Here is a 12,301-nt window from a genome sequence, read left to right as displayed (position 1 = left end):
ATCGCCGTTGCAATGACTTCAATATATGTTTTCCTTCACCCATTATTCCTGGATCGCTTAAAGCTCAATATCCTTTCGAACAGCAACAATAAACAGATCAGTACCCACCCGGCGGGCGCAAGATCAACAGCCGCCCCCGCGTTGACCATCGGTGCTTCGATATCCCGCCTCCCATAGGCAAGGACCATTTGCTGCGGATCTATCATTCGCCTGTCCTGGGCAGGCTGCTCTTTTCCAAACAACAGCTCCTGCAAATACAGCGGAAAACCAGCACTCCACACCAATCCGTTCCACGCAGGATCAAAACGGCTAAAAAAATGCCATCGCCTTCCATCTTCCCTTTCTTCCAGTCCCAGTAAGGGCTTTCCAAACCCGTCCACCCACACAGGTTGCAGCGTGTCCGCCTGCACAGTCTGTGCCGTCGTTTTCTCCACCCGTACACTCGTACCCCCTACCCAGGTATCCACCGGTATTTCTTTCCCGGGCTCATAAAATAGTATGTTCGCAGCCTTCAACCCCGGCGGTACCGCCCTCCCGGATAACCAAAAAACCCAATCCATCTTACCTAAACCCCGGCTCGCAGCTCGCAGCTCATAGCTCGTGGTTTGCAGCTTGCGGCTTGCAGCTTGCAGCTTGTCACTTGCAGCTTGCAGCTTGTAGCTTGTAGCTTCCAAACGTCTGTGTGTAAACTGTTGCAACGCCCTCACAGCCGCCCCCACCCACTGTCCATCGATCCCGTCAGCATATATGGCAACACGCAGCACGGAAGTATCTAAACGATCCGCCGCCCTCCTTTCCATTTCTTCATATTTGTACGTACTTCCCGTCGGCCCACTGCTCCCCGAGATCACTCCAACACTGTCATGCTCCATCGCCCACATCTTATCGACCCATTTTACAACGCTATCTCCGGCCGGGTTCACATACCATCGAACCATCCGCGTCGTCACAGGACGTGCACCCGCAAAATGCTGCAAAAGGTCATCGGAAAAAATACAAAAAGGGATCTCCGGTGCAGCCTGCCGGTCCAGCGATGAAACATCCGCCCACCGGGAAGCACCTGCCAGGTCATGCCGTTCCCAGCCAATCTTTATCAATGAGTCCATCACCGCCCGCACTTCCCCGCGCAACGGTTCCTCCCCCACTAATACCCATCCCTTCTTTCCCGCGCCATCCGTCTTCTTCCAGTAAGGCCCCGCCAGCAACAAAGCCAGCAACAGCAGCAAAAGACAACGCATCAGGAGCAGCAGCCATTCGGACACCGTCCGGCTGCGCGATTTCTTCCGGGAAGTCTTTTCCAGCAAGGCAACGCTCCCGATAGCTAATACCTTTCCCTGCTTGTTATTCCATAAATGGATCACCACCGGAAAAACGATCCCGGCCATTGCGAATAACCATATGGGTTGTAACAGCTGTAACAAGATCTATCCGATGGTTTTTTGTCTTTGCTTTAAAAAATCCCGCAGCGCATCCCCCGGAGATTGGTCCATGCGCACCATGCTGTATGCGATCTGCTTATCCAACAGCTGCATCCGCACCCCCGCCAGCCACGCTTGCAACCGTTCTTTATAAGCCGCTGGCGCCAGTAAGTCATTGAAAGGGATCTGTTCCCGCGTCTCCAGGTCCTGCACCCGGTGATATCCCTTATAGTCCATCTCCAGCTCATTCTTTCCCATAAGATGAAAGACAATGATCTCGTGACGCAATGCCGCCAGCACCTCCAGCAACCCGCTGATCTCTCCATCCCGTTCATACATATCCGTGAAAAATACCAGCAGCTCCCTTTTCTGGTCCCCTGTGAAGATGTGCTTATATTGAGTGGGCTCTCCCATACGCCCGCCTGGCCGTATATTCTCCAATTGGTAAAAAAAGCGGGCAAGATGCTGTGGGTCCTTCCGGCTGGGCAGAGAGAAGACATCGCCCTCCTGGAAAACATAAAGCCCGAAGGAATCTCCTTGCATATGGGCGAGCCAACCCAGGCTGGCAGCCAGCAGGCGGGCATAATCCAGCTTGGCGAAGGCGCCGTCCCGGTGCGCCATAGAGCTGCTGGCGTCCACCAGCAGCCGGATAGAGATACTCGTTTCTATCTCCGACTCCCGGATATAATACCGGTCGCTCCGGGCATATCGTTTCCAATCCAGCCATCGTAGATCATCCCCCGGCTGATAGCTCCGGTATTGGCTGAACTCCAAACCCGGTCCCTTGACCTTGCTTTTATTGATTCCCGCCATAAAACCGTCTATCGTCCGGCGCGCCGCCAGCGAAAGGTCCTTGATGGCCATTAAAATATGGTGGTCTTGTAATTCGCTCATCTGATGTCCCCTGTTCAGGATAAAGGTGTTGCCGGTCGCTGGATCTCCTTCAACAGCACACCAGTCACCTGGTCGGAAGTGATCGCCTCCGCCTCTGCCTTGAAGTTCATCAATATCCGGTGCCGCAGCACCGGGTAAGCCATAGCATGGATATCTTCGGGAATGACAGCATATCGTTGTTTGAACAAAGCCCTGGCCTTGGCCGTCAGGATGAGGGCCTGCCCCGCACGGGGACCCGCTCCCCATCGCACCCATTCCTTTACATACGGCTGGGAGGTAGTATCCGGCCTTGTCGCCCGGATGATCTCCGCAACATATTTCACCATGTCCTCGCTGATGCTGACTTCCCTTACCAGCTTCTGTAATTGTTGGATTTCCGGACCATTCACCACTGGATGAACGGCCGGACGCCGGGTCCCGGTAGTATGGCTGAGGATCACTGCCTCCTCTTCGGCTGTGGGATAGCCGATCTTGATGTATAAAAGGAAACGATCCAGCTGTGCTTCAGGCAAAGGATAGGTCCCCGCCTGCTCGATAGGATTTTGCGTGGCAAGAATAAAGAAGGGCCTGTCCAGCTTATACGTCTGCCCGCCGTAGGTGATCTCAAACTCCTGCATCGCCTCCAGCAATGCTGACTGGGTCTTGGGTGGCGTACGGTTGATCTCATCCGCAAGCACGATATTGGCAAACAACGGCCCCTTATTGAATTTGAAAAAACGCCTGCCCGTCGCATGGTCCTCCTCCAGGATCTCTGTCCCGAGGATATCGGTAGGCATCAGGTCCGGCGTGAATTGTATCCTGCGGAAAGAAAGGTCCAGCGCCTGCGACAAGGTCCGCACCATCAACGTCTTCGCCAGTCCGGGAACACCCTCTAACAAACAATGTCCGCCGGCCAGCAACGTTACCAGCATCTCCTCTACAATAGCATCCTGCCCGACAATAACTTTCTGTATCTCCTTTTTTAAGAGCGAGAGTTTTCCCAATAAAGACTGTACAGTGCTTTCGACAATTTCCAAACCCGTGAATTTTATAGGTTAAAAAAAATCCTAATCTTCGTATTTTTCAAAAATTCACCCCGAAAACAGGAAATTAAAGATAAAATCATCAACTTTAAAAAAATTACACCACCGGTGAATCAATTCACGTTCGCGAGGCTACGGTACAAGTCGGGAGATTGGGACACAGATCAACGTATGCCGTCTAACCTGTTGAATTCACTGATTGAATACACCACCCTGCCCGTCAACCTGCAGGAAAAGGTGGTCGACCTGGAAAGCACCGACCTCTTTCAATACCCTTTCTGCTATATCAGCGGTCATAAGCTGGTGCAGTTCAACACCCAGGAAAGCGCCCATTTCCTCCAATACGTCCGCAACGGCGGCTTCGTCTTTGCCGACGACTGCAATCACGACATCGATGGCCTCTTCGCACGGTCATTCGAAGCACAGATGCAAACGCTTTTCGGACCCGCCGCCCTGCAGAAAATACCCAATAACCACCAGATCTACCATTCCTTCTTTAAATTCGAAAAAGGCCCGCCCAACACAGCTTTCGAGCTCAACGGATGGGGCGACGACCTCGTCCACGACTACCTGAAAGCCATTACGGTCAATGGACGCATCGGCGTGCTTTACAGCAACAAGGATTATGGCTGTGAATGGGACTATGATTTTCGCAACAAGCGCTTCCTGGCGGAAGACAACACGAAGTTTGGGGTGAATATCATCATGTACGCCCTCCAAAGCTGACCGAAGGACCTCCCCAAAAAAATAGGCGGCCTCACGAAGAGGCCGCCCGTAGTCGTCAGATAAGATACTGAATCGATCAGAGTCGACAGGTGATTTATTGTTGCTCCTGTGTAGTAGATCCCCCATTGGAGGATGGACTGTTTTGATACTCCGGCTGCTCACTTTCACTTCCCGTCGCCGGCTTTTGATCTTTTTGCTGTTGCTGCGAACCATTGCCGTTATAGGGCTGCGGCCCGTTGCCATTATCCCTGCGGTAATTCCTGTAGAAATAATCTTTTCTTGCCTGGATCACGGCAGCATCCCGGTCTTGCTTCAGCTGTCTGATCTTTTCCTTTCTTTCTTTCCGGGGGACCGACTTGTCGTGACGCACGTCCTTGATCTGGGCATTGTAATCATTCTTAATGTCCTCGATCTGTAAAGCCAGCTTGGAAGGCATCGCACCATAACCATAATAGTAAGGAGGATAAGGATAACCCCAGGGGCCATATAACCCGTAAGGGTAACCAAAGGGATAGCCATAGCCAAATCCCAGCCCAAGCCCTACATACGTACGGGGATAGGCATACACAATATGGCCGCCGCCGTGGTATCCCCCACCGCCATGAAAGCCGCCTCCGCCGTGATAACTCACTCCCCGCTGGGCAGAAGCGCCCAGGGAAAGCCCGGCTGCAAATAATACGATCAGCAACCTGCGGCCAGTCCGGCCGCTCATTCGTTTTAATTGATCTTTTATTTTCGTTTCCATAACTTGATTCTCCTTGTCTATAATAGACGGCAAAAAATGGACAAGGTTGATTCGACCCGTTCGTTATAACATATCTATAACAATCTCAGAACCAGACACAAAAAAAGCACCCCGAAAGAGTGCTTTTTTGTCTTTTATGTCATTAAATTTCTGCCTGTTCTGCAAAGCCCCTGTCAGGCAGTCAGCAGCTATTTTTTCTGCACCACCAACCCCTGTCCCGGTATCCACTTATCATACTCCATATACTTAGCCACTTCCCTGGCCGTCTCTTCGCCATTAAGCTTTGCCACGAGATGAAGGGCTCCGTCGATCCCCGCGGAAATGCCGGCAGTAGTAATGACATTCCCATTATCTACAAATCTCGTATCCGATAACACCTTGGTTCCGGGCAACGCCTTGCGCAGTGATTCGATACTGGCATGAAAGGTGGTTGCTGTAAGATTATCCAATACACCCGCCTTTCCAATAATAAAGGCGCCAGTGCAGACAGAGAAAAAATAGGAAGTGGATGTCTTTCGCTTCCGGATCCAACTCAGGACAGCGCTATCCTTCGACGACGGTCCTGTATTCCCGCCAAAAAAGGCCATGATATCAGCCGGGGGCGCATCCTCGATGCTGTAGTCCGGCATGATCTTGAGTATACCCTGGGTGACGATCGGCGCTTTCGTCCGCGAGACGGTAAATACATGGAAACCGGCATACGCGAATACCTCCATAGGTCCGGCAAAATCCAGCACCTCCACACCGTCCTGCAGATAGAAGCAAATAGTCATATGTTTATTGTAGTTTTCGATCAATTCTTTTCTCACCGCCACCGATTGATGGATCAGCTCCATCCCGCAGTGAGGACAGTTCCCCGGCTTGGCGAATACTAGCGTGTCACAGCTGCCGCCACAAATGCCGCAGAGCCAGGCCATGCTGTCCTTAAGAGCAGTTCCCTGCGCCCTGAGAAAAAAAGTGCTTAACAGCAGTACAACGGTTTGACAAATGATTTTCTTTTTCATGTCCCAAAGGTAGTCTCCCCGCATCCGGAGAGGTAGGACATTCCTGCGCAGTATCAGGACAAGCGGACTTAATTGCGCTCAACAAGCCTTCTCCTGGTTCACGACACCTTCCGCAATGCCGAAGGCAGACGTCCCGTATGTTTTCTGATGATATGCCGCAGTTGATTGGCGCTTTGCAGCCCGCATTGCTGCGCGACAGCATCGATCTTATAGTGGTTGCTCAGCAGTTGTACCGCCTTTTCCACACGCAGTTTCTCCAGGTATTCCCCGATCGTAATGCCCGTGCTTGATTTGAATTGACGGGTGAGGTTCCGTGGACTCGTATACACCAACGCGGCCAGCTGCTCCACTCGTATCTTCTTCGGCAGATTATGAATGATCCAATCCTGCACGATATGGATATCATCATTGACATGCCCGCGGTATTGCAGATACACGCTGTCCTGTGATTCGCTTCCATCACGACGGATATAAACCACCATCTCTCTCGCCACCTTGAAAGCGAATTCCGCCCCATGCTTTTCCTCCAGCAGGGCAAGGGCCATATCCAATCCCGTCGTTACCCCCGCGCTGGTGTAGATATTGCCGCTCTTTACGAACAGGCGGTTGCTCAACACCTTCAATGACGGGTGATCCTGCTGCAGCCGCGCCGTATATTTCCAATGCGTGGTGCACTCCCTTCCTGCTAACAAGCCTGCGGCTGCCAGTGTAAACGCCCCTGTGCAAATAGAACAGATGGTGGCCCCCGCCTGCCCCGCCTGCCTTAGCCACGCAAAAAGCCGGTGATCATCCATAGGCGGCAGTCGACGCAGATCATATCCCGGCACAATCAGGATGTCCGATGCCCGTATCTTTACCTGGGTATATTTCTTCAGACCTGTCATCCGTAATTGCGCGGAAGTGGGCTGCATAACACGGTCGGAGACATAGAGGATCTCGTAAGGCTTCCCATAATCCCCGCTTTCATAAAATGTCTGCACCGCACCGGCCAGGTCCAGGATATGCGTTTCCTTGTTGATGTAGAAAATGACTCTGCTGTCAGGCATAATTTGGACAAGATAGGAAATCTTTAATTACTAATATTTTTAGTATATTACGCCTAAAACTATTCCACCATGCCCATCTTCACCATCGGCCACGGCACCCGCCCCATCGCCGAACTGCTGGACCTCCTCAAAAAATACGGCATCGGATACCTCGCCGACGTCCGCTCGCAGCCCTATTCGAAATTCAATCCCCAATACAACCGCGAAACCCTCCATCGCTCATTAAACCAACAAAACATAAAATATGTCTACCTCGGCGACTCCCTCGGCGGCCGCCCCGGGGACCCCTCCTGCTACAACCACGGCACAGGCCGCATCGACTACGACCTCGTCCGGCAAAAAGACTTCTTCAAAAAAGGTATTGAAAGACTCATTTCAGCCCATGAGAAAAACCTCAACGTCGTCCTGATGTGCAGTGAACGCAAACCCGAATTATGCCATAGAAGCAAGCTCATCAGTCAGACCCTTCACGAAAAAGGTATACCCATACATCACATTGACGAGACTGGCGAACAAAAAAAACACGAAGACATTACGGCACGCTGGGCAGCCATCGTGGCACGCCAGGCCCCTCCGGCACATCCGGTTTTCCATCCGGATCTAAGGATAAACACTTATGCCATTTAGAAAACCCCCAAAAGCTAAAATACCTCCCTCCCCCCACCGTTAAACCTTATTGCAATATGTAGAACAACCATTGTTACGCTCTGAAACCCAACCGCATGCTATTCCGGAAGGTTAAAACCAAGCTCCTGGCTTCCCTGCTGGTGACAGGCTTTTGTTGCCTGGCTACTGCACAGCAGCCAGGTCTTAAATTTGAACACCTGGATATAGTTGACGGCCTCTCCCAGAACAATGTCCTCAACGTGCTGCAGGACAGCCGTGGCTTCGTCTGGTTCGGCACCCGTGACGGACTCAACAAATACGATGGCTACCAGATCACCATCTACCGTAATGACCCTGCGAACAAAGGCACCATCAGCAACAACTTTATCTCCGACATCATAGAAGATCAACACGGCTATATCTGGGTCGCCACCAGGGGAGGAGGGCTTAACAGATACGATCGCGCTAAAGACCAGTTCACCGCCTTCAGGAAAGACTCCCGTGGCACGGCCATTCCCAGCGACTTCATCTCCAGCCTCGTCGAAGATGAAAAAGGCCGCCTTTGGATGGGCACCGAAGACCAGGGCCTCATATGCTTCATCCCCGATAGCAATAAGTTCTATCAATATACCCATCTCGACAAAGACACCGCCAGCCTCGGATGCGATTATATCCGCGACGTCTTTATCGACAGCCGCAAGAACCTGTGGCTGGGCACCTACGGCAATGGACTGGACCTCCTCGACAAAAAGAGTGGTGCATTTATCCACTTCCGTCACCGGAAAGATGATCCGTCCTCCCTTTGCAACGACAAGCTGATCTGCCTGTATGAGGACTGCAGCCATCGGCTCTGGATCGGCACGGATGGCGGCGGACTGGACAGGATGGACGATCCCGAAAATGGTAATACCTTTCATCACTTCCAACACAACGCCGGTGATAACAAAGGGATCTCCGGCAACACCATATTCGGATTAGGTGAAGATCCCGGCCACCACCTGTGGATAGCACTGGAAAATGCCGGTGTCAATATCTACGATCCCAACACCAATACGTTCCGGCACTACCTGCACGACGACATCGATCCCGCGAGTCTTAGCAACAACTCGGTCCATACGGCCTATATGGACAACGTCGGCAATATGTGGGTAGGCACATTCGCCGGCGGTTTGAATATCCATAAAAGATATTCCAGCCAGTTTATACATTACAGACATACGCTGGACAATAATACCCTCAGCAACAATAATGTGCTTAGCATCACCGAAACAGCTGATAAAAAATTCTGGATCGGCACGGATGGCGGCGGGCTCGATCACTTCGACCCTGCCACGGGTCGGTTCCGGCACTACCTTCATCAGGAAGGCAATCCCCGCAGCATTTGCGGCAACTATGTGCTCTGCGCCATACAAGACAGGAAAGGCAACGTCTGGGTGGGCACCTGGGCCGATGGCATTACGGTATTCAGACCAAAAGAAAATACCTGGCGCCATTTCCGGCATGATCCTTCCAATCCTTCCAGCCTCAGTAACAACAATGCCTACGCCATCCACGAAGACCGTGAAGGAAATATCTGGATCGGCACCTATGGCAATGGACTGGACCTGTACCACCCGGAGTCAGGTACTTTCAGCCATTATTCCTATGACGATAAAGACCCGGTAAATGTCAACAGCCGTAAGATCCATTCCATCTTCGAGGATAAGCAGGGCGGCATCTGGCTGGGCACAGACGGTGGAGGGATCAATTACTTTGATAAAAAGACCCGCCAGTTCACCCGCTTCATTCACAACGACGGACAAAATAGCCTCAGCGATAACAGGGTCGGCGAGATCTATGAGGACGAAAATGGTATCCTTTGGATAGGCACCATGAATGGATTGAACTATTTTGACAGGTGCACCGGCCAATTCCGGGTCTATACCACCGGCGACGGTCTTCCCAACAACGTCATCTACGGCATCCTGCCCGGAAAGAAAGATCAGCTATGGATCAGCACCAACATGGGCATTTGCCTTTTTAATACTGTTACCCTGAAGAGCAAGAACTATGGCACCTCCGATGGGCTCCAGAGCTATGAGTTCAAGGAACATGCCTATTGCAGGAGCAGCAGCGGGGCCCTGTATTTTGGCGGCGTGAATGGTTTTAATGAGTTTTTCCCCGACAGCATCAAAGAACAAACCTCGGAGCCGCCCCTGCTGATCACAGGCTTCAAGATCTTCAATAAAGAAGTGCCCATCGCAAAAGATAACGCAGACCCCTCCCCCCTGAAAAAAAACATCACAGAGACCGCTGATATAACTTTGCCTTACTCCAGCTCCGTGATCTCTTTCGAGTATGCCTCGCTCAACTACAGCTCAAATGAAAGAAGGCAATATGCCTATTTATTGGAAGGCTTCGACAAGACCTGGAACTATGTGGGCGCCAAACGCACAGCCACCTATACCAACCTGGATCCCGGAGAATACACTTTCAAGGTAAAAGGCCTGGACTACGAGGGCAAATGGTCGCCCCGCATGGCATCCGTCCACCTGATCATCACGCCCCCATTCTGGCTTACCTGGTGGTTCAGGCTGGGAGCAGCGCTGCTGCTGATTGGCGGAATCCTCGCCATCTACCTCTGGCGCATCAAAGATATTAAGGCCAGGCAACGCAGGCTGGAAAGCCTGGTGCGGGAACGCACCGATCAACTGGGACGGGCCATGGAAGACGAGCGGAAAGCCAGGCTCAACGAAGTAAAAGCCAGGCAGGAAGCAGAACAGGCCAACAAGGCCAAGAGCATCTTCCTGGCCAACATGAGCCATGAGATCCGTACCCCCATGAATGGCATGATCGGAATGGCCTCGCTGCTGGCGCAGACTCCACTGGATGAAGAACAGCGCGGCTATGCAGGCACCATTCAGCATTGTGGTGAGACCCTGCTCTCCGTCATCAACGACATACTGGACTTCTCCAAGATCGAATCGGGCAAGATGGAGCTGGATGAAAAAGAGGTAGACCTCTCGGACTGCCTGAAGGAAGTCCTGGACATGTTCAGCGTCAAAGCAGCCCAGTCCGGCATACGGCTGGAATGGGTTGTCGACGGGTCCATCCCTTCCCCAATCCTCGTTGACGGCGGCCGCCTTCGCCAGGTATTGATCAACATCGTTGGCAATGCCATCAAATTCACCCACCAGGGCGAGGTCCGCGTCCACGCCTTCCTCGCCCACGCCACCCCGGGCCAGATGGAGATTGGTTTCGAAGTGAAAGATACAGGCATCGGCATACCTCATGACAAATTGAACCAGCTCTTTAAAGCCTTCTCACAGGTGGACTCTTCCATCACCCGCAAATACGGGGGCACAGGCCTGGGACTGGTCATCTGTGATAAGCTCATCCAATTGATGGGCGGCAGGATCCGCGTGGAAAGCCAGCCCGGAAAGGGCTCGGTCTTCAGCTGGACCATCCGCTGCCAGCCCGGTACCCAAAAAATAAAAGAACCCGTGACACCTACAGCACTACCCGCTCTTCTGGCAGAGAAATATCCCCTCCGCATCCTCGTCGCGGAAGACAATCCCATCAATCAGCAATTGGCCCTGATCATCCTTACCAAAATGGGATATACACCTGAATTCGTGGAAAATGGTAAAGGGGTCCTTAGTAAGCTCCGGGAAAAAAAGATCGACCTCATCCTCATGGACATCCAAATGCCCGAAATGGACGGTCTGGAAGCCACGCGCATCATCCGCAACGGCAGTGGCCCCCAGCCTGTCATCATCGCCATGACAGCCAATGCGATGGCAGGAGATAAGGATGAATGCCTCGCGGAAGGCATGAATGACTACCTGGCAAAACCCGTCGACCTGCACCAGTTGGTCGCCATGCTGGAAAAATGGGGCGGCACGATCAATGCAAACTAAATATCATGTAGCTCGTATTTTTGCTCGTAAAGTGATTTTCCGAAAGCATCGGACGCCTTCTCCTCCGCCAGCACAAATCCATATCGCTTGTACAATGAAGCCGCCGCCGCCTGCTCATGCGTGGTCCACAAATAGCTGCTGCGATAACCCTCCTTCCGCAAATGCTCCATATAAAGGCCCAGTAGCCGCTTACCAAGCCCAAGCCCCCTGTAAGCAGGCTCCAATATGAAATACCGCAGCTGCGCAGCATCCCCCTCCCGGTGCATCAACAGAAGAAAACCGATGATCCTCCCCCGGTCCTCACAGATCCATACCCTGTCTTTTACAGGATCATACTGCCTGAGGAACTCACACATCCCCTGCGCGACATATGCCTCGAACCCAACGTCAAAAGCATATTCCTGCCCATATAACTTGCCATGCAGATGTATGATATAGCCTATATCGCCTGGCCTTAGCTCCGTACGTATCGTGATATTATGCGTGTCCATATTGGGTGATTATTTTTTGTATCTCATGCATATGCAGCACCAGCCTGCTCCTGTCCTCCTCCGCCAAAGGTGCAAGCAATCGCTTCACCTGCGCAATGGAAGCCCTGTCCAATGATTCGAACGCGGCACGACCCTTTGCTGTGAGGAAAAGATGCTGTACACGACCGTCCTCCAACGACCGCTTACGGACGATCAATGATTTCCGGGAAAATTGATCCAGCATCCTGCTCAGATACCCTTTGTCGATACCCAGCAACGCCGTCATCTCGCCCGCCTGTATGCCCTCCCTGTGATACATCTCATAAAGTACCCTCGCCTCCGGAAGACTAAAGGAACTGTCAAGGATATGACCATCCAGCAGCCCGATGATCCGGGTATACCACCTGCTAAAAGCCCTTACTTCTTCAATGATTGTCTGCTTCATGTAGGAAAGATAAGGCAATTAGTTGA

11 protein-coding genes are annotated in these 12,301 nt (G+C 52.1%); 3 read left to right on the top strand and 8 right to left on the bottom strand.

The window, feature by feature from the left end; genetic code table 11:
• Positions 1 to 35: 35 nt before the first annotated feature.
• Genes Q4E93_RS30440 through Q4E93_RS30430 form a run of 3 tightly spaced genes read right to left on the bottom strand, consistent with a single transcriptional unit; the run spans position 36 to position 3,328 of the window.
• The gene (locus Q4E93_RS30440) at positions 36 to 1,421 is read right to left on the bottom strand and encodes a BatA domain-containing protein (protein ID WP_303591716.1); all 1,386 of its coding nucleotides are present in this window, start codon (positions 1,419 to 1,421) and stop codon (positions 36 to 38) included.
• A 3-nt stretch (positions 1,422 to 1,424) separates the two neighbouring features.
• Positions 1,425 to 2,312 (bottom strand): DUF58 domain-containing protein, encoded by an 888-nt coding sequence (locus tag Q4E93_RS30435; protein WP_303591715.1) that lies wholly within the window; start codon positions 2,310 to 2,312, stop codon positions 1,425 to 1,427.
• Positions 2,313 to 2,326: 14 nt separating this feature from the next.
• Entirely contained in the window at positions 2,327 to 3,328 is a 1,002-nt protein-coding gene (locus Q4E93_RS30430) for an AAA family ATPase (protein WP_303591714.1), read from the bottom strand.
• Between the two features lie 114 nt (positions 3,329 to 3,442).
• On the opposite strand from Q4E93_RS30430, the gene Q4E93_RS30425 reads away from it, so the two are divergent.
• Positions 3,443 to 4,060, top strand: coding sequence for a DUF4159 domain-containing protein (locus Q4E93_RS30425; RefSeq protein WP_303591713.1), 618 nt, complete (start codon positions 3,443 to 3,445; stop codon positions 4,058 to 4,060).
• 94 nt (positions 4,061 to 4,154) lie between these two features.
• On the opposite strand, the gene Q4E93_RS30420 is transcribed toward Q4E93_RS30425, so the two are convergent.
• The 3 genes from Q4E93_RS30420 to Q4E93_RS30410 all read right to left on the bottom strand — a co-directional run bounded on the left by Q4E93_RS30420 (position 4,155) and on the right by Q4E93_RS30410 (position 6,855).
• Positions 4,155 to 4,772: a hypothetical protein gene (locus Q4E93_RS30420; RefSeq protein ID WP_303591712.1), complete on the bottom strand. Its 618-nt coding sequence runs from the start codon at positions 4,770 to 4,772 to the stop codon at positions 4,155 to 4,157.
• A gap of 221 nt (positions 4,773 to 4,993) precedes the next feature.
• Positions 4,994 to 5,809, bottom strand: a complete 816-nt coding sequence (locus Q4E93_RS30415; RefSeq protein WP_303591711.1) for a DJ-1/PfpI family protein — start codon at positions 5,807 to 5,809, stop codon at positions 4,994 to 4,996.
• 98 nt (positions 5,810 to 5,907) lie between these two features.
• The gene (locus tag Q4E93_RS30410; protein WP_303591710.1) at positions 5,908 to 6,855 is read right to left on the bottom strand and encodes a GlxA family transcriptional regulator; all 948 of its coding nucleotides are present in this window, start codon (positions 6,853 to 6,855) and stop codon (positions 5,908 to 5,910) included.
• A gap of 69 nt (positions 6,856 to 6,924) precedes the next feature.
• Between Q4E93_RS30410 and Q4E93_RS30405 the strand changes: the two genes are divergently transcribed.
• Positions 6,925 to 7,482 carry a DUF488 domain-containing protein gene (locus Q4E93_RS30405; protein WP_303591709.1) on the top strand — a complete coding sequence of 186 codons (558 nt, stop codon included), beginning with the start codon at positions 6,925 to 6,927 and terminating at the stop codon, positions 7,480 to 7,482.
• A gap of 95 nt (positions 7,483 to 7,577) precedes the next feature.
• Positions 7,578 to 11,360: a two-component regulator propeller domain-containing protein gene (locus Q4E93_RS30400; RefSeq protein ID WP_303591708.1), complete on the top strand. Its 3,783-nt coding sequence runs from the start codon at positions 7,578 to 7,580 to the stop codon at positions 11,358 to 11,360.
• Here Q4E93_RS30400 and Q4E93_RS30395 read toward each other — a convergent pair.
• Together Q4E93_RS30395 and Q4E93_RS30390 are read right to left on the bottom strand one after the other, a co-directional pair.
• Positions 11,357 to 11,851, bottom strand: a complete 495-nt coding sequence (locus tag Q4E93_RS30395) for a GNAT family N-acetyltransferase (protein WP_303591707.1) — start codon at positions 11,849 to 11,851, stop codon at positions 11,357 to 11,359. The two genes, Q4E93_RS30400 and Q4E93_RS30395, sit on opposite strands and share 4 nt — an antisense overlap.
• Positions 11,838 to 12,275, bottom strand: a complete 438-nt coding sequence (locus tag Q4E93_RS30390) for a MarR family winged helix-turn-helix transcriptional regulator (protein ID WP_303591706.1) — start codon at positions 12,273 to 12,275, stop codon at positions 11,838 to 11,840. The genes Q4E93_RS30395 and Q4E93_RS30390 overlap by 14 nt, the downstream gene beginning before the upstream one ends.
• Between the last annotated feature and the right edge of the window lie 26 nt (positions 12,276 to 12,301).

Source organism: Flavitalea plasmicola, from assembly GCF_030546645.1.
In the GTDB taxonomy this organism is placed as follows: domain Bacteria; phylum Bacteroidota; class Bacteroidia; order Chitinophagales; family Chitinophagaceae; genus Puia.
This window is presented reverse-complemented; position numbering and strand designations above follow the sequence as displayed.

What these genes read in the sequence shown, in the direction of transcription:
- Q4E93_RS30435 (WP_303591715.1), bottom strand. Translation starts at nt 2,312, where the DNA reads ATGAGCGAATTACAAGACCACCATATTTTAATGGCCATCAAGGACCTT.
- Q4E93_RS30420 (WP_303591712.1), bottom strand. Translation starts at nt 4,772, where the DNA reads ATGAGCGGCCGGACTGGCCGCAGGTTGCTGATCGTATTATTTGCAGCC.
- Q4E93_RS30415 (WP_303591711.1), bottom strand. Translation starts at nt 5,809, where the DNA reads ATGAAAAAGAAAATCATTTGTCAAACCGTTGTACTGCTGTTAAGCACT.
- Q4E93_RS30410 (WP_303591710.1), bottom strand. Translation starts at nt 6,855, where the DNA reads ATGCCTGACAGCAGAGTCATTTTCTACATCAACAAGGAAACGCATATC.
- Q4E93_RS30405 (WP_303591709.1), top strand. Translation starts at nt 6,925, where the DNA reads ATGCCCATCTTCACCATCGGCCACGGCACCCGCCCCATCGCCGAACTG.
- Q4E93_RS30400 (WP_303591708.1), top strand. Translation starts at nt 7,578, where the DNA reads ATGCTATTCCGGAAGGTTAAAACCAAGCTCCTGGCTTCCCTGCTGGTG.
- Q4E93_RS30395 (WP_303591707.1), bottom strand. Translation starts at nt 11,851, where the DNA reads ATGGACACGCATAATATCACGATACGTACGGAGCTAAGGCCAGGCGAT.
- Q4E93_RS30390 (WP_303591706.1), bottom strand. Translation starts at nt 12,275, where the DNA reads ATGAAGCAGACAATCATTGAAGAAGTAAGGGCTTTTAGCAGGTGGTAT.